General features: G+C 57.1%; 19 protein-coding genes. 7 read left to right on the forward strand and 12 right to left on the reverse strand.

The annotated features are described in order from the left end of the window. Positions 1–35 precede the first annotated feature (35 nt). The 4 genes from J7416_RS12560 to J7416_RS12575 are packed head-to-tail and all read right to left on the reverse strand — an operon-like array spanning position 36 to position 4,316. The gene (locus tag J7416_RS12560) at positions 36–914 is read right to left on the reverse strand and encodes a CoA ester lyase (protein WP_209225106.1); all 879 of its coding nucleotides are present in this window, start codon (positions 912–914) and stop codon (positions 36–38) included. After that, positions 902–2,320 carry an MmgE/PrpD family protein gene (locus J7416_RS12565; RefSeq protein WP_209225107.1) on the reverse strand — a complete coding sequence of 473 codons (1,419 nt, stop codon included), beginning with the start codon at positions 2,318–2,320 and terminating at the stop codon, positions 902–904. Before J7416_RS12565 ends, J7416_RS12560 begins: the two co-directional genes overlap by 13 nt. Positions 2,321–2,331: 11 nt before the next feature. Beyond that, complete coding sequence (locus tag J7416_RS12570) at positions 2,332–3,165, reverse strand: MaoC family dehydratase N-terminal domain-containing protein (protein ID WP_209225108.1); 834 nt, start codon at positions 3,163–3,165, stop codon at positions 2,332–2,334. Positions 3,166–3,188: 23 nt separating this feature from the next. After that, positions 3,189–4,316, reverse strand: a complete 1,128-nt coding sequence (locus J7416_RS12575) for a CaiB/BaiF CoA-transferase family protein (protein ID WP_209225109.1) — start codon at positions 4,314–4,316, stop codon at positions 3,189–3,191. A 101-nt stretch (positions 4,317–4,417) separates the two neighbouring features. Between J7416_RS12575 and J7416_RS12580 the strand changes: the two genes are divergently transcribed. Continuing rightward, positions 4,418–5,305, forward strand: coding sequence for a LysR substrate-binding domain-containing protein (locus tag J7416_RS12580; RefSeq protein WP_247744273.1), 888 nt, complete (start codon positions 4,418–4,420; stop codon positions 5,303–5,305). Positions 5,306–5,340: 35 nt separating this feature from the next. On the opposite strand, the gene J7416_RS12585 is transcribed toward J7416_RS12580, so the two are convergent. From J7416_RS12585 to J7416_RS12610, 6 genes are all read right to left on the reverse strand, one after another. Further along, the gene (locus J7416_RS12585) at positions 5,341–6,375 is read right to left on the reverse strand and encodes a GlxA family transcriptional regulator (protein WP_280636846.1); all 1,035 of its coding nucleotides are present in this window, start codon (positions 6,373–6,375) and stop codon (positions 5,341–5,343) included. Between the two features lie 18 nt (positions 6,376–6,393). Further along, positions 6,394–7,608, reverse strand: coding sequence for an FAD-dependent oxidoreductase (locus J7416_RS12590; RefSeq protein ID WP_209225112.1), 1,215 nt, complete (start codon positions 7,606–7,608; stop codon positions 6,394–6,396). Between the two features lie 16 nt (positions 7,609–7,624). Further along, positions 7,625–8,986, reverse strand: coding sequence for an aminotransferase class III-fold pyridoxal phosphate-dependent enzyme (locus tag J7416_RS12595; RefSeq protein ID WP_209225113.1), 1,362 nt, complete (start codon positions 8,984–8,986; stop codon positions 7,625–7,627). A 30-nt stretch (positions 8,987–9,016) separates the two neighbouring features. Next, on the reverse strand, positions 9,017–10,120 hold the full coding sequence (locus tag J7416_RS12600; protein ID WP_209225114.1) for a mandelate racemase/muconate lactonizing enzyme family protein: 1,104 nt from the start codon (positions 10,118–10,120) through the stop codon (positions 9,017–9,019). Further along, positions 10,117–11,211, reverse strand: a complete 1,095-nt coding sequence (locus J7416_RS12605) for an alcohol dehydrogenase family protein (protein WP_209225115.1) — start codon at positions 11,209–11,211, stop codon at positions 10,117–10,119. The genes J7416_RS12600 and J7416_RS12605 overlap by 4 nt, the downstream gene beginning before the upstream one ends. A gap of 72 nt (positions 11,212–11,283) precedes the next feature. After that, positions 11,284–13,761 carry an FAD-dependent oxidoreductase gene (locus J7416_RS12610; protein WP_209225116.1) on the reverse strand — a complete coding sequence of 826 codons (2,478 nt, stop codon included), beginning with the start codon at positions 13,759–13,761 and terminating at the stop codon, positions 11,284–11,286. Positions 13,762–13,867: 106 nt separating this feature from the next. On the opposite strand from J7416_RS12610, the gene J7416_RS12615 reads away from it, so the two are divergent. The 6 genes from J7416_RS12615 to J7416_RS12640 all read left to right on the forward strand — a co-directional run bounded on the left by J7416_RS12615 (position 13,868) and on the right by J7416_RS12640 (position 19,729). Then, positions 13,868–14,755, forward strand: a complete 888-nt coding sequence (locus J7416_RS12615) for a MurR/RpiR family transcriptional regulator (protein ID WP_209225117.1) — start codon at positions 13,868–13,870, stop codon at positions 14,753–14,755. After that, complete coding sequence (locus J7416_RS12620) at positions 14,752–15,843, forward strand: aromatic ring-hydroxylating dioxygenase subunit alpha (RefSeq protein ID WP_209225118.1); 1,092 nt, start codon at positions 14,752–14,754, stop codon at positions 15,841–15,843. Before J7416_RS12615 ends, J7416_RS12620 begins: the two co-directional genes overlap by 4 nt. Positions 15,844–15,913: 70 nt before the next feature. Next, entirely contained in the window at positions 15,914–17,368 is a 1,455-nt protein-coding gene (locus J7416_RS12625; RefSeq protein WP_209225119.1) for an aldehyde dehydrogenase family protein, read from the forward strand. Between the two features lie 33 nt (positions 17,369–17,401). Continuing rightward, complete coding sequence (locus J7416_RS12630) at positions 17,402–18,718, forward strand: BCCT family transporter (RefSeq protein ID WP_209225120.1); 1,317 nt, start codon at positions 17,402–17,404, stop codon at positions 18,716–18,718. A 57-nt stretch (positions 18,719–18,775) separates the two neighbouring features. Continuing rightward, positions 18,776–19,156, forward strand: coding sequence for a carboxymuconolactone decarboxylase family protein (locus tag J7416_RS12635; RefSeq protein ID WP_209225121.1), 381 nt, complete (start codon positions 18,776–18,778; stop codon positions 19,154–19,156). Positions 19,157–19,528: 372 nt separating this feature from the next. Beyond that, entirely contained in the window at positions 19,529–19,729 is a 201-nt protein-coding gene (locus J7416_RS12640; RefSeq protein WP_209225122.1) for a hypothetical protein, read from the forward strand. A gap of 332 nt (positions 19,730–20,061) precedes the next feature. On the opposite strand, the gene J7416_RS12645 is transcribed toward J7416_RS12640, so the two are convergent. Both J7416_RS12645 and J7416_RS12650 read right to left on the reverse strand, forming a co-directional pair. After that, the gene (locus J7416_RS12645) at positions 20,062–21,312 is read right to left on the reverse strand and encodes a Xaa-Pro peptidase family protein (protein WP_209225123.1); all 1,251 of its coding nucleotides are present in this window, start codon (positions 21,310–21,312) and stop codon (positions 20,062–20,064) included. Further along, positions 21,309–22,094 carry a 2OG-Fe(II) oxygenase gene (locus J7416_RS12650; protein WP_209225124.1) on the reverse strand — a complete coding sequence of 262 codons (786 nt, stop codon included), beginning with the start codon at positions 22,092–22,094 and terminating at the stop codon, positions 21,309–21,311. Before J7416_RS12650 ends, J7416_RS12645 begins: the two co-directional genes overlap by 4 nt. Positions 22,095–22,120 lie beyond the last annotated feature (26 nt).

Here is a 22,120-nt window from a genome sequence, read left to right on the forward strand (position 1 = left end):
AGACCCTTTGGGCACGAGGGAGGCCTGAATGCTGTTCAGTGCCTTTTGCCATGGCCTGAATAACGGGACTTGACCTGCAAGACTCGACGGGCCTTTTCCACAATCGGCAGATCGATCATCTTGTTGCCCAGTGATACCGCGCCCAAACCATCAGACATCGATCTTTCGTAGGCGTCGACTATCCTTTTTGCCTGCGTTGCGGCATCGTCTGACGGAGTGAAGGCGGAATTTAGCGGATTGATTTGCGACGGGTGGATCGCGAAGCCACCTTCAAAACCCAGTTTTGCCGATCTTTCCGCGGTTTCGCTAAAGCTGCCGATATCATGGTATTGCGCGATACTTCCGGCATATCCCAACGGGATTATGCCTGCAGACCGGGCTGCTGTCACAACCTGTTGGCTTGGAAATAGCAGCCCGTCCCATTCAGGCTCCATACCCATTTCCAGGCAAAAGTCTTCGGTCCCCAGATTCAGGGCAACCAGATTTTCATGGGCTGCAGCTATGGCGGGTGCATTCAGCAGCCCTTTGGGGTTTTCGATCAAAGCGATGAGGGGCAGGTCACCACACCCTGCAGATCGACCGAAGTCGGCAACTTCTTTTACAAATTCAGGGTCTTCCACCTTGGGCAGGATCAGCACATCAGCACCAGCATCAATGGCTGCTTTCAGGTCTTCCTCGAGCAGCGGGTCGGCGTTGTTCACCCGTACCGCTACTGACTTTTCACATGTGTGAAGGTATCTCGCAGCGCCACGCAGCGATTGACGCGCCTTTTCCTTCTGTGAGGGGGGCACAGCGTCCTCAAGGTCCAAGATGACGACATCTGCCTCGGTCTTTGCGGCCTTGGCAACGAAGGCCTCGACATGAGCCGGAATGTAGAGCAGCGATCTGAACGCGCGATAGATCATTCTGCGCATGCCATCATTGCGGGCGATACCTGATCGAGCAATCCGGTATCCATGAGAGGCGTATCGCCATCTGCCGAGAGATACGCCTTGGCCAGTTCGATTGAGCAACCGCAGGCAACGACCTTTCGCATCAAATCGTCCTCGGCCATGGGCAATGTCGCGCCACCAGGAACAAAGGTCATTTCTTCGCTGATTACCCGACCGCTCTTAAGGCCGATGGTTATCCGTTCCGGGGTTGTTGGGCCAATATCACTCGTATCGCCTTTTGGCAGATCGTAAAGATCCAAATCAATCGATGCGGCAAGTTCCCGACGTGCGGGATTGTTGAACCCTTCTGCCATGAAGTCTTTCGGTGTTACCCGACCTTCAAGCAAACCAACCGCGATGCAGTACCGGACCGAAAAGCGTGCTTCGGCATCGTTGTTGGGCACACCAAAGCCTGCGACACGGTGGAAGGGGGCGGGCATGCGGACCTTGATCGATGCGATGTCACTTGGCCGCTGAATGTGTTTGCTCAGTTCAATCGCACCGTGGATGGGGCGCTGGGTGTAGGCGCAACTGGGCCAGAGCTTGCGGATGACCGGGTATTGCTTAACAGCTTGCCCCAGCTCCATCGTTTTCATCATTTCACGAAATCCTATGGATTCCGGGGTGCCGTACACTTTGGTAAAGCCAAACTCGGAATCCCAAAGGTTGCAGTTTCCCGTGGCATCCGCGCGGCCCAGCAATGCCGCACGCAGCCCGGCCTCGGCTGCCAATCCGGTGTGAAGCGCCTTGGCGTCATAGCCGATCTGGGTCAGCAGGCCGGACGATGACGATGCCGCAAGCGCCATAGCGTTGGACATCTGACGCGCCGACAATCCAAGTGCTTTCGAGACGGCTGCCGCAGTTCCAATCGGCCCCAGTGTGGATGTTGAATGCCATCCAATGTCGTAATGGCCATATCCCAGCGCCTTGCCCATCCATATGATGGTCTCGTACCCCACAATCCAGGCGTCGCTGATCTGGTCAATCGTCATCGGCACCTTGTGCGCAAGGCTCAGAAGCGCGCTAAGCACCGGTGCGCTGGCGTGGCTTGATCCCGACAGTTCGTAGTCGTCGAAATCCAGCGCTGCAGCCCGCGCGCCATTGGCCAGCGCCGCACCGGTGATCGAGAGCATCTCTCCACCGCCGACTGGAGGGACCGAGCCCTGTCTCAGGCCAAACAACATTGCATCGGACGCCGCAACTGCCTGCCGTTCTGGGGTGCCCAAAACCATGCAGGACAACGTATCGATGAGCGTGAAACGCGCTTGTTCTCTTACGTATTCGTCAACGCCAAGATCGGCCTGAGTGGCCCATTCCGCGAGCCGCTCAGAAAAGTTTAGCACATTGGGTTTTGCCATGGCTTGATCCGCCTCGAGTTTCAGTTGCATGGGCTCAGACCTTAAAATGTTGCTGTGGCCTGCATGGCTTTGGCCCCGTCATGTCGGCGGGCCCAAAGTTGCATGGTGTCGTTTTTGCAGGTGCCCTCAAGATGGAAGGGGTCCATCCCAGCCAAAGGGGCCAGTCCACGGAATTCGAATGTTCTAGGTGCCTGACCTACGGTGCGCTGGGCAAGGTCGATCAGCAGAGTCGCGGTGAGCGGCCCATGAAAGACCAAACCGTCATACCCTTCGACCGAGCGCGCATAGTCTACGTCATAATGGACGCGGTGCCCGTTGAAGGTCAGCGCCGAATAGCGGAACAGCATCACCTGCGACGGCGATACCATTTCCGAGACTTCGGCGTTGCTCGGTGCCGGGGCAGGGACGGGTTTGGGTGCATCAGGATGCGGGTCTTCCCGATAAACGATGTCGTGCTCTTCGGTCAGGGCAAGCGTGCCGTCCTCGAGAAAAAGCTCATGCAGAACCGTTACAAAACACAAGGCCCCGGTGCGACCACTCTTTTCGGCTATGTGTTTGATAGTCGAACGTTTCTTAGCGCGACTGCCCAGTGGAATGGGGGCCTTGAACGCGAACCTGCCACCCGCCCACATCCGGCGGGGCAGGGCGACCGGAGGCAGAAAGCCGCCTTTCTTTGGGTGACCATCACGACCCAATTCGCCAAGTGGCTTTGCTTCGAGAAAATACAGCCAATGCCACAGCGGTGGCAGTATGTCCCCTGACTGCAATGTCGGCTCGCGGCCAATCGTGGCTTGCATGAATCGCGCAGGTTCAGTGCGCAATGTGTCGGAATGGGCTTCTGAGCGCCCGATCCAAGAGTTTACTTTTTGCAACATCTGTACGGAACCTCTTCCCTCGGTCAGGAGAACTCTGCGCGCAACGCTGCGCCGTGTTGGTCGATTGCAGGGGCCGCGCCGAGCGGGCTGGTTTCTTCGATATCCAACCAACGGATCGGAGGAGCCGGGATCGCGATAGTTTCGTTCCCTTCGGTCGTCACATCCCGGCGCCGCAAGGCTGGGTGGTCGCCCAGTTCAGCGACGCTGTTGACAGCACCGTATGCGATGTTCGCCGTAGCCAGCCGTGCACGGAATTCCTGCAGGGTCAATTCGCGGGAAACCCCCGAGATTAAGTCCTCCAGAGCGTCGCGGTTGGCGACCCTGTCGTTATTTGAGGCAAACCGCGTGTCCGAGCCCGCCGTGTTCGATCGCAGCACTTCCTGGCAGAACCGTTGCCATTCACGTTCATTTTGAATTGCGATCAGCGTCAGACCGCCATCGCTGGTTTCAAACGCGCCATAAGGGGCCATGCTGGGATGGCGCAGGCCAACTCGCTTGGGGGCACCTTTGCCATATTCGCTGTGGATCAGGGGGACGCTCATCCAGTCGGCTGCGACGTCGAACAACGAAACGGCCAGTGCTGCACCTTCACCTGTCATTTCCCGGCGCATCAGCGCCTCGAGGACCGCCGCGTGACAGGTCATGCCGGCCCCAATATCGCAGATGGACACACCGATCCGCCCCATTTCATCCACACCGCCGCTGATCCCGGTGAGGCCGGACTCGGCCTGGATCAGAAAATCATAAGCCTTGAGGCGCTTGACCGCATCGCTTTCCCCATACCCTGTGATGTCAACGGTGACGAGATGGGGGTATTTCTTACGCAACTCTGTGGCGCCAAACCCGGCGCGCGCCATGGCACCCGGAGCAAGGTTCTGAATGAACACGTCAGCCTGTGCAATGATCCGCTCCAACAGTGCAGCATCCTCGGCAGTTCGGAAATCAAGGGCCAGTGATTCCTTCCCCTGATTGGTCCATGCAAAATATGAGCTGGTTCCGTTGGCAGCGTCGTCATATCCACGAGCGAAGTCGCCTTCTGCGCGTTCTATCTTGATCACGCGCGCTCCGGCTTCGGCCAACCGCGCAGTGCAAAGTGGTGCGGCCAGTGCCTGTTCGATCGAGACCACAAGAATGTCTTTTAACGGTTTCATTTGGTGCCCTTACCTCGGCCATTGCCAGTTGAGGGTAGAGACTCAATTCTCGAAAGAAAATTTATTGATTATGTGTTTTTTGTTTAGGTATTTTTAACAGTATGGCGACTCACAAACTCCCTCCACTACACGCGCTCCATGTGTTTGAAACCGTAGCCCGACTTGGGGGTGTGCGGGCCGCGGCCGCTGAATTGAACGTTACTCCGCCTGCTGTCAGTCACCAGTTGGACAAGCTTGAAGGATACCTTGGTGCGCCCTTGTTTATTCGCCGAGGACGCAATCTGGTTCTGACAGAAGGGGCGCATGACTATCTGACCGAAATCCGCCCGGGCCTTGAGGCGATAGGGCGCGCGACTTCTGTTGCCACGCAGCGATCGCAGCGCGAGGTTTTGACAATTGCCGCGCCCCCGACGTTGACGACAATGTGGTTGATGCCCAAGCTGCACAGTTTTTCCAGCCTCTACCCGGACTACGATATTCGCCTTTTGGACAGGATGACATTCAATCCGGACGAGCGTGGCGTTGATGTCGCCATTGAATATCGTTTTGAGGCCGATCCGGATTTGGTGTCGGTGCAAGTTCTGCCGGATGAACTCGTCGCTTTGACCAGCACCAATTATGCCGAAAGGTTTGGAATTCGCAGCGTAGAGGACCTGAAGGGTGCGACGCTGATTGAAACCGAAAGACGTCTGACATCTTGGAAAAAGGTGTTGGCCGGGCAGTCGTGGCTGCGGCGTCAGCGGTTCTTTTCGGTCAGTTATTCCCTGCATGCCTTTGAAGCTGCGGCACGCGGGATCGGCGTGGCGCTTGGCAATCGGGCCAATGCTGAACGAATGTTGGCAGAAGGTCTTTTGTGCATTCCATTCGAGCTGCCGCCTGAAACGGTTCCTCCCGCGCCACGCTACTTTCTGAGTGCGGTGTCCCATCGCCAACGCCAGCCTAGGGTGCGCGCATTTTGGGATTGGCTCGTTGAAGAGGCGGCGCTTTGATCTGAGTTTCAACCATCGAATGCGCCGGACCATTTTCAACCGTGCTTTGCTGCGACAAATCGGTCGGCCGTTGGGCGTTCACCAAATCTTTTCCGATAGGCCTTTGAAAAATTGTCGATGCTGGAAAACCCTGTTGCAACAGCAACATCAATGATCGACAGGTCGGTTCCTTGCAATAGAACCCGCGCGCGGTCCAGCCGAAGGTTGCGGTAATATCGGGATGGGCTGGTATTCAAGTGTTTGTTGAACAAACGTTCGATCTGCCGCCTCGATATCTTTTCATCTTCAAGAAGTTCATCGACCGGGAGTGGATCCTGCAATGAGTGCTCCATCTTCTTGAGGATGTTCAGGAAAGCGGGGTTTCGCGTTCCGATCATTTTCGACAGTGTTTGACGCTGCGACCTGGTTCTGTGGCAGTCAAAGTCGTGCACGCAATGATCCGCGGCCTTCTGAGCCGTGGCATTGTCAAAATCGGCTTCGATAACAGAAAGCGTTAAGTCGAGGCTTGCCGTGCCCCCAGCGCTTGAGGCCACATTTGCATCGGGCAGAACTCGGGCTGACAGGCAATCCAGTCTCGGAAACATCTCTTCAAAAACCGGGGCCAAGGACCAATGCAATGTCATTTGGGCTTCGTTTGTCAGACCCGCACGCGCCAAGGTGAATGCGCCGGTCCCAATCGCTGCGAGTCGACCACCAAATCTTGAGTGCCGACGCAGCCATTGCAATGTTTCCGGACGGGCGTCTAGGTATCCTGTGTTCCCGGAACATATGACGACGTAATCCGAATGCCGCGTGGCGCAAAGGCCAGTCTGCGCAGGGATGTCAATTCCGTTGGAACAGGTCACAGGCTCACCGGTCTCGGTTATGACCGACCATGTATAGGCCGTTATTCCTGTCACGGTATTGGTCGTCCGCAAGGGTTCTATTGCTGCGGAGAAGTCGAGCATGTTTGAGCCCGGAAGCAGCAGAAAATAAAAGTGACGCTTCTGGGCAGTGATTTCAGAATGCCCGGCAGCGCTTGGGTTTTCGCCCCCCCGGCACCGGGTGATGGGTTTAGACTCAAGATACATACGCTGCCGTGCCTTTCCTCAGACTTTAAGAAGTGATTTGAGATCGGTTTCGGTATCCGCGACCATCTCGGGGTGCGGGGATTTTCCGGATTCGATCAGCCGTTTCGCGACCATGTAGGCGCGCGGGTCGTTCATCGCGTCAGCGGCGATAAGCTGCGCATCGCGGTAGTACCAGACAGACGACGCTCCGTCGTCACCCTGACGCGATACGATCTGATCATAGCCAGTATTCAATCCTGCGATCTGCAACTTGACGTGATACTGATCCGACCAGAACCAGGGTTTCGCCTTGTAAGGTTTAGAGGCGCCCATGATGTTTTCGGCAACAGCCTCGGCCTGATCAATGGCATTGCCGACACTTTCCAAACGGATCTGATCGTTCCCGTGGGGAAACGTCGCACAATCTCCCGCAGCCCAGATACACGGGTTCGAGGTGCGGCCCCACGCATCGGTTTTGATCCCGTTTTCGACAGCAACCCCGGCTGCTTCGGCAAGTACCGTATTCGGAGTGATACCAATTCCGAAAACAACAAAATCCGCAGGGATCATGTCACCATTGGCAAGTTCGACACCGTCCGCGTGGTCCTCTCCGGTGACGCGCGCGATCTTGGTATCTTCAAGAATTCGGACGTTGTTGGCACCGTGCAGCTCGCGGAAAAACTGGGCGGTTTCCGAGGCCGCAACGCGTTGCAAAATGCGTGGCGCGGCTTCGATCAGAGTGACATCCAGATCCAACTTCGCCGCAACAGCAGCAACTTCTAGACCGATGTAGCCCCCGCCTATGATGACAATCTTTCGACCTGGTTTGAATTCCGGTGCGATTGCGTCAATATCGGCGATCCCACGGATCGTAAAGGTGCCGGGCAGGGTGCCACCCATGCTCGCGGGCAAACGATTGGGGGTTGAGCCGGTCGCGAGGACCAGGTGCTCAAAGGCCAGAGTTTGAGCGCCGCAGACAAGTGTCTGATCGTCCGCAGAAATGTCCGTTACCCGCTGGTTCAGGTGCAAGTCAATCTGATGCTCATCAAAGAAACTCTCGGGCCTCAGGAACAAGCGGTCCCGAGGCAACTCGCCCAACAAATACGCTTTGGACAGGGGCGGGCGCTGATAGGGCGGGTGCGCCTCCTCCCCGATCAGGGCGATTGGCCTGTCATAACCCAGATTGCGCAGTTTAACAGCGGCAGAGCAACCAGCTTGCCCCGCCCCCACAACAATGACGGCATAATTGGTCATATCATTGACCTCACACTCAAACACATTCGCGGTCTGCGATGTCGAGGGTCCGATCCAGGATTTCCAGACCCGTCATCAGATCCTCTTCGCTGATGTTCAGCGGCGGGGTCAGGCGAACGACGTTCGAGTAGAACGACAGATACAGCCCCTCATTCATCGCAAAGCCCATCATATCCGACATTGGTTTTGCATCCGGGCCTTTCGCGGCAAACGGAACCAGCGGCTCGCGCGTTTCGCGGTTCTTGACCAGTTCAATGCCGTTGAACATGCCCTTGCCGCGGATGTCACCGATGCTGGGGTGCTTTTCGGCCATCTTAGCCAACTCAGCCCGCATCTTCTCACCCATGGCGGAGGCATTCTCCAACGCGCCTTCGTCCTGCATGGCGCGGATCGCGGCGATGCCCGAGGCGCAGGCCAGCGGGTGACCGGCGTAGGTCAGACCGCCCGGCATCGGGGTGTCGCGCAGCCAGTTGTGCAGCTCGGTCGAGACCGACATCGTACCCAGCGGAACATAGCCAGAGTTGATGCCTTTGGCGCTGGTGATGATGTCGGGCTGCACGCCCCAGTGATCAACCGCGAACCACTTGCCGGTCCGGCCAAAGCCTGCCATGACCTCGTCCGCGATCAGCAGGATGCCGTATTTCTCGCAGGTTTCCTTGATCGACTGCAGATACCCATCCGGGGGAACGATGATGCCGTTGGTGCCCACGATCGGCTCCAGAATGACGGCGGCCACTGTGTTGGGGTTTTCGTACATCAGGATCTCTTCCAGATGCGGGCCACCCTGTGCCACCGGGCATTTGGCCGGGTCGGTGTGACCGGTCGGCAAGCGATAGACGTATGGGTCCAGCATCCGCACCACGCCGGGCATATCAGCGCGGGTCAGGTGGTGGCGCGGGTCGCCTGTCAGCGATAGCGTGCCACCAGTTGCCCCGTGATACGAGCGATAGCGTGCGACGATCTTGGTCCTGCCCGTATAGTGCCGCGCCAGCCGGATCGCGGTTTCGTTCGCCGCCGAACCGCCGGTGGTGAAGAATGTTGAGGTGATGTTCTCGGGCGTGATCTCATTCATGATCGCCGCCATTTCCGAGCGCACATCCGAGCCCATCGCCGGGCCGATGTAACAAAGCTTGTCGGCCTGATCCTTGATCGCCTGAACGATCTTGGGGTGCTGGTGCCCCATATTGGCGTTCACCAGCTGGCTTTGAAAGTCCAGATAGCGTTTGCTATCGCTGTCCCAGAACCAGCTGCCTTGCGCGCCTGTGATGACACGTGGGCGGCTGCCTTGTTTCGACCAGCTTTGCAGATAGTGATCTGCATGCACGTCTTTGACCCATTCGGGATCATGTGAGGGGTAGGCGTTGCTAAAATCTTCCATAACAGGTCTCTCGGCGGGCTGGGGGTTGGATCAATCGATAACGGTGACGGGCTGGCCCAAAGCATCGGCATCGGGCGTTACACCCAAACCGGGCCCTTCGGGCGGAGTGATGCGACCGTTCTCGCGCACGGGGCCATCTGGGGCCAGGCGCGGGCCGACATAGTGGCTCAGGTCGCAGGTGTTCATGATGCCACGCGCAGGCGTAGAGGCGGCCAGATGCAGCAATGCAGCGGTGGTGATGTCACTGCCCCAAGTGTCCTCGATGCACATCTGGGTGCCCAGCGTCAGGCATAGATCCCGGATCTGCCGCATTGCTGACAGACCGCCCATTTTGGACAGTTTCAGCGCCGCGGCCTGCATGCATCCGGCCTGATGTCCGGCGATGATCGACGCAATGTCATTCGCGTTTTCGTCAATCTTCATCGGAAGGCCGGTGGCGCGCTGGACATGGGCGCATTCCTCAAGCGTGGCGCACGGCTGTTCCAGCATGACATCCAGATGGGCTGCGGCGCGACCAACCCGGATCGCGGTCAGCGCATCACTGCCGCAGTTCCAGTCGCCATAGACCAGCGGGCCTGGACCTACGGCTTCACGCACCTTGGCAAACCGTTCGACATCCGTTTGCCAGTCGCCATCAGCGCCCAGCTTGACCTGGAACTGACGCATCCCCTTTTCGTAAGCCTCACGCGCCATGCGGGCCATCTCGTCTGGGGCCACGCAGGTGATCGAGTGATAAAGCGGCATGTCTTTGACCTGCCGCCCACCCAGCAGACGATGCACCGGCAAACCGGCTGCATGCCCGGTCAGGTCCCATAGCGCCATATCAATCGCGGATTTTGCGTAGCCATGGCCGTGAAGATACCTGTTGGCCTGCTCCATGACAGTTTCCGGCCCTACCGGATCAGCACCGATCAGCACCGGAGCAAGTTCCGCAACGGCGGGGATCACGCCCTTGGCATAGGCGGGCAGGTAATGCGGGATCGGGCACACCTCGCCCCAGCCGGACAAACCTGTATCCGTGTCGAGACGCAAAACCACCGAGGTGGTCGTATCGCAGGTTTTCCCATCTGCCATGTAATAGGTTTCATGGCTGGTCAGCGGGACTTCCCACGCGGCAATGCGGGTAATCTTCATGGCTTCACCACAATGTTTCCGACATGTTTTTTCTGCATGAACGCCTCTTGCGCCTGTGCCAGGTCAGAAAGCGGGTATGTCTCAGCAAGAAGGGGTTTGAGCGCGCCGGTTTCGATCATCCCCACCACGCGCTGCATCGTGCCGGCCGGGCAGATCGTGGCGCCGGTCAGTTGCAGGTCCTTGTAGACAAGCTGGCGCAGATCGAACTCGGCCATCTGACCTGCGATACAGCCCGACGTGGAGTAACGCCCGCCCTGCCGCAGCGCGTTGATCAGCGGCATGAACATCGGTGCCCCAACCACATCCAGCGCGATGTCCACCGGACCGCCTGCCGCATCCCGAATGGCCGCTTCCAGATCGGGGGTGTTGCGGTCGATCACATGGGTCGCGCCCAAATCATGCAGCAGATCAGCCTTGGACGGGCTGGCAATCGCGATCACCTTGCACCCGCGCAGTCGGCACAGTTGGATCGCGGCCGATCCTACACCGCCCGAGGCCCCGGTGATCACCACGACCTCGCCCGGGCGCGGCGCGGTGCGCTGCACCAGGTTTTCCGCCGTTGTATAAGCGCAAGGAAAGGTGGCCAATTCCTCGTCGCTCAGGTCGCTGTTCACCGGCACCGCGTTGGCGGCGCGTACTTTGGTGTACTCGGCATAACCGCCATCCGCCTCGGACCCGAAATAGCCCGAGTTTTCAGGGTTCAGCCAATCCCCGTGGCTCAGCAGCCAAGGATCTATCATTACGCGTTCACCAATGCGCACGGGATCAACCCCTTCGCCGACGGCTACGACTTCACCGGCCACATCCGCGCCCTGGATGACCGGAAAGTTTAATGAACCGCTGCCCCAGGTACCATCGTCGCCGCTGGCTTCGTCAAAGCCTTCTGCGGCTCCGCTGCCCAGATCGGCATCGACCTTTTTGGAGTACCAAGCCGTGCGTGTATTGATGTCGGTATTGTTCAGACCACAGGCCCCGACTTTGATCAGTACCTCGCCCTTTTCGGGTGTCGGTGTGGGCATGTCACGGTATTCCAGCATGTCCAACCCGCCATGACCATTCAGTACAACGGCTTTCATCGTTTCGGGGATCATCCGGTCAGAATCCTGATCTGAGTTGTCTGTATTTGGCGGCGGGCACCCGATCAGATGCCCGCCGGTCTTAGCTTATGCCGGGACCGCGGCAGGCGCGTCGGTGCGCGGCAGTTTGCTCTGCGGGTCGTAGGCGGCTTCGCCCAGGATGCGACCCTTGCGGGGTTCACCTGCGACGATCACTTCGATCTCCTGACCCGGCACATTGGCGTGCGGCTTAATGTAAGCAAAGGCCAGGATCTTGCCGACGGTATGACCATAAGCGACCGACGCTGTCGCGCCGACAACTTCGCCGTTCACCTTGATCGCTTCGCCGCCATGACCGTCCTCGATCCCGTCGGGTTCGATTTCCAGATAGGCGCAGACCCAAGGCATCTGGCCTTTTTCGGCCTGTTCCGCACTGACGCGCGTGGCTTCGACGCCCAGATACTCTTTGTCCAGCTTGAAGAAGCGGCCCACATTTGCCTCAGGCAGCGTGACCTCGTTGGTCAACTCGCCCGCGCCGGGGAAGGCTTTCTCCATCCGCATCGCGTTCATGGCGAAGGAACCGTAGTTGACGATGCCATGTGGCTCGCCTGCGGCCCACAGAGCGTTGTAGACATCCACACAGGCCTCATCTGGCATGTGGAATTCCCAACCCAGTTCACCGGCATAGGACATGCGGAACGCCCAGACCTTGTGACCGGCAACGGTGATTTCCTGCGCCGACAGCCAGCGGAAACCGGCGTTGGACAGATCCGCATCGGTGCATTGCGCCAGAACATCGCGCGATTTCGGACCGTTCAGCGACAGGGCCGACCAGCCAGCGGACAGGGGCGTGATGGTCACGTTCTCATCCGCACGGTTGTGGTTCAGGTGATCCAGCAGACGCTGTTCGAAGAAGGCCGCGCAGACCAGGTAGAAGCGGTCATCCGCCATCCGGACCAGTGTGGTCTCCAATTCGATCCGACCCCGGCGGTTCAGCATGTGGGTCAGCGTGATCGAACCGGTTTTCTGCGGCATCTTGTTCGCAGTCAGACGATCCAGCAGTGCGTAAGCGTCCGGGCCCGAAACCTCGACCTTGGTGAAGGCGGTCACATCCATGATGCCAACGCTGTCGCGGACGGCTTTGACCTCGGCACCAACCACGTCATGCACCACGTTGCGGCGGAAACTGTAATGGTCGCGCTGCTCGACCCCTTCAGGCGCAAACCAGCGGGGGCGTTCGAAGCCGTAGACTTCTTCGTAGACCGCGCCTTTGTCTTTGAGGATTTCGTACAGCGGCGACGGCTTGATCGGGCGACCTTCCAGACGGTTGAAATGCGGGAAGGGAATCTCGTGGCGCAGTTTGTAGTCTTCATGCGCCTTGATGACCTGCCAGTCTTTCTTGGCATAGGCACCAAAGCGGCGCGGGTCGTAGTCGCGCATCGAAATGTCAGCCGCTCCGTAGACCATCCACTTGGCCAGCTCGCGGGTCAGGCCGGGGCCCCAACCGATACCGATTTGGGTACCACAGCAGCACCAGTAGTTCTTGACGCCCGGAGCCGGGCCAACCATCGGGTTGCCATCCGGCGGGTGGCTGATTGCGCCGTGCACTTCGCGGGTGATGCCCAGCTCGGCAAAGATCGGCATCCGCTCCAGCGAGTTTTCCAGCCAGGGCATGACGCGGTCATAATCGGCCTCGAACAGCCAGTTCTCGTATTCCCAGGGGCATTCGTCATGCCAGACCGAGTTCGAGTTCTCTTTTTCGTAAATCCCGATCAGACCCTTTTTCTGCTCCATCCGGATATAGCCCGAGACCTGTTTGTCATCACGGATCACCGGCAGTTCGGTGTCCAGATCCTGAAACTCAGGGACATTCTCGGTCACGAAGTAATGGTGCGTCATCGAGGTCATCGGCAGTTGCAGGCCGGACCATTCGCCCATCTGGCGCGCATAGGTGCCGCCTGCATTGACGACGTGTTCGCAAACAACCGTGCCTTTTTCGGTCTCGACAACCCACTCACCTGCATCGTTCTGGGTGATGTTGGTGGCGCGGCAGTGACGGAAGATCTTCACGCCTTTCTGACGCGCACCAGTGGCCATCGCCATGGTCACGTTCGAGGGGTCCACATGACCATCATCCGGGGTGTACAGAGCGCCCAGAACGCCGTCCAGATTATAGAACGGGTGCTTTTCGGCGATAAACTCCAGCCCAACCAGTTCGATGTTGAAGCCCAGCGACCGACCCACCGACAGGGTGTGGCGCAGCCAGTCCATCTCATCCTCGGTATAGGCCAGACGGAACGAACCGCAGCCATGCCAGGTGACGGCTTGGCCGGTCTCTTCCTCAAGCGTCTTGGAATACAGGCCGATGTTGTAGTCCACCATGCGTCCCAACCCGTAGGAGCTGGTGGAATGGGTGATCTGACCGGCTGCGTGCCAGGTCGAGCCGCTGGTCAGTTCGGCCTTTTCCAAAAGGATGGTCTCATCCCCCCAGCCTTCATGGCCCAGGTGGTAAGCTAGACCACACCCCATGACGCCACCACCGACGATGACGACCTTGGCGCGTTCGGGCAGTTCTTTTTTGGACATCGCAAAAATTCCTGTTCGAGAGTCGCAGATTTCTGTGGACTTCCTAATGCTACAAATGTACCAGCGTCAATAATTAATGGCACAAATGTACATACCGAGATTCACAATGAATGGTACAGATGTTTCAAGCGAGGTTCTGGAGCGCCTGACCGAAGAGCTTGCTGTTTTGACGCCAGAAGCGCGCAAAGCCGCACGCTACGTTCTGGAAAACCCAAGAGAAGTCGGTGTTTCAACAGTTCGTGAGATCGCAGAGGCGGCTCGGGTCAAGCCAAACACGGTTGTGCGCATGGCGCGGCAGATAGGGTTTGAAGGGTACGGTGACTTCCGTGAACCATTTCGGGATGACATTCGCCGAAATGATGTTTCTTTTCCCGATCGCGCCCGTTGGTTGCAGGGAATCAGACACTCGGGGGATCTCGGGGGGCTTTATGCAGATTTGCTGGGCGCAGCCATTCGAAATATCGAAGAAACATTTGCTGAAATTGATGCAGATCAGCTTCAATCTGCTGCGGAGGCCGTTTGGTCTGCGCGATCCGTTTATACACTGGGTGTTGGCGTCAACAATTCAAACGCTTCGAACTTCACCTACCTTGCCCGCACGGGTATGACCGATTTTCACGCGATACCTCGGCCAGGCTCCACGGCCACTGATGACTTGGCCTGGGCGGATCAGCGGGACGTTCTGATCGCGATCACTTGCCGCCCTTACCGAACTGAGGTCGTAGAGGCGGTAAATACAGCGCGAAAGCAAGGCGTGACCGTAGTTGGAATCTCTGACTCGCCCGCGAGCCCTATCATTCTGCCGGCACAGCACAGCTTTGTTCTGTCGGTGGATACGCCGCAATTCTTCCCTTCATCCGTGTCCACAATTGCCTTGCTGGAAACGCTGCTTAGTTTCATCGTCGCAGTGTCCAGTGATGAGATCGTCGAGCGGGTCGAGAAGTTTCACAAACGCCGTCATCAGCTTGGCCTTTATCAGGAGGAACAAATATGAATGCCCCGCTGACCCATTCGCTGGACGCCAGCTACTACACCGATCCTGAAATCTTTGAAAAAGAGATGAACGGCCTTCTGATGCGGACCTGGCAATATGCGGGTCACGCCAATGATATCCCCAATGTCGGGGACTATTTCGCATTCGAAATCGCGGGTCAGAACCTGTTTGCCATTCGTGGCCGCGACAATGTTGTCCGTACCTTCTACAACGTGTGCCAGCACCGCGCGCATGAAATGGTCACAGGCACCGGCAACACCCGCGTGGTGGTGTGCCCCTACCACCAGTGGTCTTATGAACTGACCGGCGGTTTGCGCGCAGGCCCCAACGTCAAGAACGTACCTGGTTTTCAACGCGAAAAGATCTGCCTGACCGAGGTCCGTACCGAAGACTTCCTGGGTTTCATCTTTGTTAATCTCGACAAGGATGCCGCGCCAATGGACGAATGGTATCCGGGCGTACGCGAGGAAATCGCAGAATTTGTGCCTCATATCGATACGTTGGCGCCGCTGGAATGGGTCGAGATTCCCGAAAATTGCAATTGGAAAGTGTCGATCGAGAACTATTCCGAATGCTACCACTGCCCGTCGAACCACCCCACATTTGCCGAAGGGGTCGTCAAACCAGAAACCTATGACATTCAGCCCGATGCAGGCGGTGGCTATGTGCTGCGCCACACCACCGAATGTCAGGCGCTGGACAAGATGACCTATCCGGTCGATCTGGACAGCAACGAGCACGCGGGCGACTACCAGTCGTGGTTCCTGTGGCCCATGTTCTCGTTCCAGTGCTACCCGGGCAACGTCCTGAACACATATCATTGGCGCGCAAACACCGTGGACACCTGCACCGTTTGGCGTGGCTGGTACACCGAAGGTGGCTATGAAAGCGACGTGATCCGAGGGTTGGCCGTGCAGGACCGCCAGACCACGGTCGAGGAAGACATTCGCCTTGTTGAATCTGTCCATCGTGGTCTGAAATCCAAAGGTTATGTTCCGGGCCCGTTGGTTCTGGACCCCGCCTGTGGCGTCATGAGCGAGCATTCCGTTGCCAAGCTTCAGCAATGGATGCGTGAGGCTGTGGAATAAAACCAACCAAACAAACCAATTTTACCTCGGAGGGTAAATCTTACCCACCGAAGCCTTGGAGATGCGCGACATGCAAGACGTGAAGCCGTATTGGCAGAATTACGTGGACGGCACTTGGATCGACGGCGGTGCTGGCCGGCTCGATGTGTTGAACCCGGGGACAGGCGAAAAGCTGGCCGAACAGGCTTTGGCGGATGCCGGTGACGTGGATCGTGCCGTCATGGCCGCACGACGGGTTCACCTGTCCGGGGCCCTTAGCGATCTGCGCCCTGTGGAACGAGGCCGAATGGTTCAGGCCATAGGCCGCTACCTGCTCGATAACATAGACGAGATTGCCACGGTCCTGACCTTGGAACAGGGTAAACCCCTTTGGGAAGCACGCGTTGAGATCGAAGGCGCGGCCCGGTACTTCGAATATTATGGCAATCAGGCAGAAACGGTCGAAGGGCGGTCCATCCCGCTTGGCGCCAACTACTTCGATTTTACCACCTACGAACCATACGGGGTTTCGGCACAAATCATCCCTTGGAACTACCCGGTTGAAATGACTGCGCGTTCCCTGTCGGCTGCGCTGGCGACCGGCAATACCGTAGTGATCAAGACCCCGGAACTGACACCGCTGACCAATGCCTGGTTTGCCCACGCGGCCGAAGCCGTTGGCCTGCCCAATGGGGCCGTCAACATTCTGTGTGGTCTGGGCCACGAAGCAGGCGCGGCGCTGTCGGCGCATCCGCATGTCAATCAGATTGTCTTTACCGGGTCGGTGCCTACCGGCGTGGCGATTGCAAGTGCGGCCGCGCGCAATGTGGTTCCATGTGTTTTAGAGCTTGGCGGGAAGTCTGCGGCCATCGTGCATGATGATGCGGATCTGGAGGCTTTTGAAAATGATGTGCGTTGGGGCATCTATTTCAACGCTGGTCAGGTGTGTTCGGCCATGAGCCGTGTAATCGTACACGAGAGCCGCCATGACGAGTTGGTGGAGCGAATCTCGAACGTCGCAAGCAATCTCTCGGTCGGTCCTGGCATCGAGCGCGGTGAATTTGGCCCGAATATGGGTTCGATGGTCAGCGAGGCACAGCGTGACCGAGGGGCTGGTATGGTGTCTGAGGCGATTGCCGCCGGGGCAACAGCGGCCACAGGTGGGCGCAAAATGAACATCCCTGGTGCTTTCCTGGAGCCCACCATACTGACCAACGTCACCCCAGACATGAACATCGCGAACGAAGAAGCCTTCGCACCCGTTCTTTCGGTTCTGAAGTTCCGTGACGATGCTCAGGCGGTCGAGATCGCAAACGGCACGCCCTACGGGCTTGTTGGCGGTGTGTTCACCCGTGACATCGACCGCGCCACACAGGCCGCACGGCAACTCCGCGCCGGCCAGGTTTTCGTCAACGAATGGTACGCAGGTGGCGTTGAAACACCGTTCGGTGGCTACGGAAAATCCGGCTACGGGCGTGAAAAGGGGCGGGAGGCGCTCTGGAACTATGTCCAGACAAAAAACGTAGCCATTCGGCTGCGCAGCTAATCCAACAATTTTGACAAAACACGGGGACATCCATTGTCCATGAAACCATCGGTAACGGAGTTGTCGATCAAGACGGCAGAAAGTGGCTTCTACCGAGGTTTCACGAAAGATGTGGCGATCACCGCCAAAGTATTGATTGGTGCACTTGTCGTCTGGGCTGTGGCCTTTCCAGACAATGCCGCCGCGGTTCTGTCGGGAATGAACTCGTTGATCCTGGCATCGTGCAATTTCTGGTACGTCTATGTGATGGCCTTCTTCTTCGTGACCTGCATCGTCCTGGCGGTGTTGCCGGTTTCAGGTCGCATGAAGCTGGGGCGTCCCGAGGATAAATCGGAATTTTCAAGGTTCTCGTGGTTCTCGATGATGTTTGGGGCAGGGATTGGAATCGGTATGCTGACATACGCAACCGGTGAGCCGATTTTTCACTTTCAGACCAACCCTGACATCATCCTGGGCCTGGCCGAAGGGTCAAGTGAAGAGGCCGTGCACTTGGCCTATAAATGGTCGTTCTCGCACTGGGGGCTGCATGCTTGGACCAGCTACTCGAACGTTGGTCTGTCGCTTGCCTTTTTCCTGTTCTTCGGGTCGACCTTCTTCGGCTTGCAGGCTCTTTTCGTCGGCATTTTCGACTACCTTGTGGGAACACCCGCATTGTTGTTTACCGTTTGGAGCAGCGGCGGAGTAGAAGGATCTGTATCTAGCCAGCTGGCCGGATGGCAAGGTAGCTGGACTGTCTTCTACTGGGCGTGGTGGATCGCATTTGCGCCGTTCGTCGGTGTGTTCCTCGCGCGCATTTCCAAGGGCAGAACCATCCGCGAATACGTGCTGGGCGCAGCCATCGTGCCTTCGGTGATATACTTTGTCTGGTTCGCTCTGGTGGGCGGAACTGCGATTGATCTGGAACTTTCCGGTGTTGCGGACAATGCGATCATCGGCACCGGCTTGTCGGACCAGTTGTTCGCTACGCTTTCAGTCATGCTGAGTGAAACCATGGCATGGATCTTTGCGATCATGGTGGTCGTTTTGTTGCTTACTAATCTGGTGACGTCGGCTGAGTCGGCTGTTCTGATTATCAACACCATAAACGCAGCTGGCGATGAGGGTCCCAAAGCACGGCCCCACATCCTGTTCTGGGGCGCAGCTTTGGCGTTGGTCGTGGGCGCGTTGCTTATGATTGGCGGCCTCGGCGCAATTCAGACCGCAATGATCATCGGTGCCCTGCCGTTCAACGCCGTCATGGTGCTGATGGGCGTGTCGGTCCTCAAAGCAATCTGGCGGGATAGCCAACGCGAAAAAATGTGCCTACCAGTCTTCGACGAAGAAAACGCCGATGCAGTCCCCGTGGAATAGTCAATCAACTCGGGTCGGTTACGGTTTCAGCCGGCCCGTTTATCAATGGAGAGAAAGATGGACGACAACCTTTTCGAACATGGCCTGAAGCAGCGTAAATCAACGCTGGGCGCTGAATATGTCGAGAAAAACCTGGCGGCGGCGGATGGCTTTACCCGTCCGTTTCAGGAAGCGATGACCGCATGGTGCTGGGGTTTTGGTTGGGGTGATAACACCATCGATCACAAAACCCGCTCGATGATGAACCTGGCCATGCTCGGTGCGCTTGGGAAAATGCATGAATGGGAAATTCACTGCAAAGGCGCGTTGAACAACGGCGTTACCAAGGAAGAAATCCAGTCGATCATTCACGTGATCGGAATTTACTGCGGCGTACCGCAGTCCCTGGAGTGTTTCCGCGTTGCGCGCAAAGTGCTTGAAGAGCGCGACCTGCTTTAATCCCGTTTCGACGAAACGACCGATTGGTGATCCCGAGAGTGTTTCGGGATCACTGCACTTAAAACAGCCCGTTTCTCTTCGTCATTTGTCTCGGCCTGGTCCTCGGTTTTCTGAATATAGCAGTGGACCAGTTCAGGCGGGGGACACACTGTATTTTTGTTGATCTATTTTGCCAGCTAACATAGTGAAAATCGAATAATTGCAAAGTGGATAACGTTCTTGAGCGTCTGCATAGTGGCGCGACATTAACTTAAGTATCCTTTGCAGTTATAAGCATCAAATTCCCGTAAAGAAGCCGAAAAACCACTCTGTAAGAGTTGATTTTTCAACTTTGACAACCTAAATCCTGCACACTCACGGAATGAGGGCGATATGGATATCTGGTTTTTTGTCGGTCTCGGCTTACTGCTCTGGGCTCTGAGGGATTTGATTGCAGGCTCGACATATCTGTTGGAGCGAGTCACTCGCTCGGAAAATCCGGGAAAATACTGGTTTGGTGTGATGCTCTGGTTGGTTGTTGCGCTCGCAGTAGTGTTTCTTTCGCCAACCACTAACTACCTACTCTACTACTGACGCGGATTGCGGGATTGCCTCAGGCTCAGAGCGAACTATCCCCCAAAGATATCATCCATCGCCGGACAGTCTTGTAAAACGCATCAATCCCGCGCTGCAAAAGCGTCTCTGTGACTTTGCGCAAACGTCAGACTGCAGCGGGCGTACGGCCACTTCGTGTGTGCAATGATCTTATGGGGAAATCGGTGGCGCTTGTAACTGATTACAATGACGTCATCGATACCACCAACGTCAATTTACGGGCACAGGCTTCCGAACCACTGTCAACGCAGCAAACCGGCGCGTTCGCCAATTGAGCGCAAAAATATGCAAAACGACCACGTTAACTAGCGCTATTCAAAAGGAAAACTGTCCAGCCGTTCAGCCCCGGATTCAGTGACCAGAACCTGGGTTTCAAGCTTGACGCTTTCCGAGCCTTCTTCGGCGATAAGGCTTTCGACACAGACAACTTGGCCTGGCTCAAAACAACCTGTCATGGCACCGGGCCCCCAATCTAAATGCAAAGGAACCACAGGCCATTCATCAGCCATGCCAACGCCATGGACCGCCAGTGAATAACGGTAGGGAACATGGCGCTCGGGAATGCGCCAGCTTTTGGTGTTGAATTCATCAAAACTTACGCCGGGGCGCACCAAGTCCAGATTGTGATGAATCTGTTCAAGCGCGGTATCGTAGAGTCGTCTTTGCTGATCATTCATCTTGCCGTAGCCGCAGATCCATGAACGCGAAAGGTCTGCGCAATAGCCGTAGGGGCCGATCATGTCTGTATCGAACGAGATCATTTCGCCCGCCTGACACACGCGGTCCGAACACTCCTGATACCAGGGGTTCGTGCGCGGGCCGCAGGTGAGAAGTTTGGTTTCCAACCAGTCTCCGCCAGAGCGGGCGTTCTCGAAGTGCAGATGTGCCCAAAGTTCGCGCTCGGTGACGCCGGGGTGGGAGTGGTCGTAGATCCGTGCCATGCCTGCCTCGCAGACGCGGATTGTCCAGCGCATCAATTCGATCTCGTCGGCAGATTTGATCGACCGGGCCATTTCTGTCAGTTGCGTGCCTTCGACATATGTAAGTCCTCGCGCCTCAAGCGCATGAACACCGCTGCCATTTAGCGTGTCACAGGCGATGCGCGTGTTCCCGCCGCCATGTTCCCGGATCAGATCGGCAATCTCATCGGCCCAAGTCTCGGTCGCGGCACCAACTTTGTCGCCCGAAGCCATGAACATCCAAGTCTTGGAGACACGGATTTCATCTATGCCCGGCAGGCCCTCGCTTTGGTGCAGGCAGCCCTTGAATTCGAACATGATCGCCGGCCCGCCGGCAAGGATAAGCGCATAGCGCATAGGGTTGTGCAACGTCCAGACCTGCATGTTCGAGCAGTCAAAAGCATAGCGGATATTGCACGGATCATAGAGCAGCAGCGCTGCACAGTCTGACCGGTTCAGAGCGTCGCGCAAGCGACCCAGACGATAGGCGCGTGCACGATCAAGAACATCATCGCTGACGGGACTCTTTAGCGGTTTCTCTGCGCCCTCGGCGTTCAGATAAGTGAGCTTGCGATCATCCTTGAAGGCAGTGTCCAAGCTCATGCAGCACGTCCGTAAAAGCCTATACGTTCCTGCTCTGAGAACTGCACGCCGGGGCGTTCATAATAGGAAAAGACAGCGATGATCCGATCCTGATCACCCTGCACAGGGGTAACGCGGTGCGCAGTGTTCTTGCCCTTGAAGATATTCAGGGTACCCGGCTCCAGCACGATGCGCGTGGGGGTACGGCGCCCCTCTAGCAGGTCGGCCACACCGTCGTAGTTCGGGTCATCGTCGCTGCGCAAGTCTTGATCATACTCAAAATCACCGCCAACTTCTGGTGCTTGCAGCAGTAGAGTTGTGGTGAACTCAGATCGGTCGAAATGCCAGTTCAGCGCCTGTCCTTCGTGATACCCCATGACGTTTACGCGCGCCAACGGGTCCTGCATGGTAAAGAGTTTGGGTTTGCCCATAACAGCGGCCAGGAATTGCGCGAAGGGAGCCCATTCATAGAGCCGGATCACAGCGGTTTCGCCCATCTGATCGGCGCAGATTGTTCGGTTTGACGTCTCAAACTCGGTCAGCGCGGGATGATCTGCAGGCAGGTCTCCGATCTCTTTTTTGAAATAGATGTTGTGTTTGCGCGCATGTGTGAATGAGCCATCTGCCAGTACCGGTTTCAGTTCGGCCACGGCCTTGGTCAGTGCATCAGCGTTGATAAACCCTGCCAGGTTGAACAGGCCATCCTCGGCCAGCTTGGATTTGCAGTCCTCAAGTAGGGCAAGCCAGCCTGTGCTGCCAGGTTGATCCAAGGGGTAATCTTGCAGATTGATCAGATCGCGCATTACAGTCCTCCTCTTGCCTGGCAACA

Origin of the sequence: Ruegeria sp. R14_0 (assembly GCF_017743975.1) — a bacterium.
In the GTDB taxonomy this organism is placed as follows: Bacteria; Pseudomonadota; Alphaproteobacteria; order Rhodobacterales; family Rhodobacteraceae; genus Ruegeria.

Coding starts and splice junctions, on each gene's coding strand:
- J7416_RS12610 (WP_209225116.1), bottom strand. CDS start 13,761: ATGTCCAAAAAAGAACTGCCCGAACGCGCCAAGGTCGTCATCGTCGGT.
- J7416_RS12625 (WP_209225119.1), top strand. CDS start 15,914: ATGCAAGACGTGAAGCCGTATTGGCAGAATTACGTGGACGGCACTTGG.
- J7416_RS12575 (WP_209225109.1), bottom strand. CDS start 4,316: ATGAAACCGTTAAAAGACATTCTTGTGGTCTCGATCGAACAGGCACTG.
- J7416_RS12615 (WP_209225117.1), top strand. CDS start 13,868: ATGAATGGTACAGATGTTTCAAGCGAGGTTCTGGAGCGCCTGACCGAA.
- J7416_RS12605 (WP_209225115.1), bottom strand. CDS start 11,211: ATGATCCCCGAAACGATGAAAGCCGTTGTACTGAATGGTCATGGCGGG.
- J7416_RS12565 (WP_209225107.1), bottom strand. CDS start 2,320: ATGCAACTGAAACTCGAGGCGGATCAAGCCATGGCAAAACCCAATGTG.
- J7416_RS12570 (WP_209225108.1), bottom strand. CDS start 3,165: ATGTTGCAAAAAGTAAACTCTTGGATCGGGCGCTCAGAAGCCCATTCC.
- J7416_RS12620 (WP_209225118.1), top strand. CDS start 14,752: ATGAATGCCCCGCTGACCCATTCGCTGGACGCCAGCTACTACACCGAT.
- J7416_RS12645 (WP_209225123.1), bottom strand. CDS start 21,312: ATGAGCTTGGACACTGCCTTCAAGGATGATCGCAAGCTCACTTATCTG.
- J7416_RS12595 (WP_209225113.1), bottom strand. CDS start 8,986: ATGGAAGATTTTAGCAACGCCTACCCCTCACATGATCCCGAATGGGTC.
- J7416_RS12650 (WP_209225124.1), bottom strand. CDS start 22,094: ATGCGCGATCTGATCAATCTGCAAGATTACCCCTTGGATCAACCTGGC.
- J7416_RS12580 (WP_247744273.1), top strand. CDS start 4,418: ATGGCGACTCACAAACTCCCTCCACTACACGCGCTCCATGTGTTTGAA.
- J7416_RS12585 (WP_280636846.1), bottom strand. CDS start 6,375: ATGTATCTTGAGTCTAAACCCATCACCCGGTGCCGGGGGGGCGAAAAC.
- J7416_RS12600 (WP_209225114.1), bottom strand. CDS start 10,120: ATGAAGATTACCCGCATTGCCGCGTGGGAAGTCCCGCTGACCAGCCAT.
- J7416_RS12635 (WP_209225121.1), top strand. CDS start 18,776: ATGGACGACAACCTTTTCGAACATGGCCTGAAGCAGCGTAAATCAACG.
- J7416_RS12590 (WP_209225112.1), bottom strand. CDS start 7,608: ATGACCAATTATGCCGTCATTGTTGTGGGGGCGGGGCAAGCTGGTTGC.
- J7416_RS12560 (WP_209225106.1), bottom strand. CDS start 914: ATGCGCAGAATGATCTATCGCGCGTTCAGATCGCTGCTCTACATTCCG.
- J7416_RS12640 (WP_209225122.1), top strand. CDS start 19,529: ATGGATATCTGGTTTTTTGTCGGTCTCGGCTTACTGCTCTGGGCTCTG.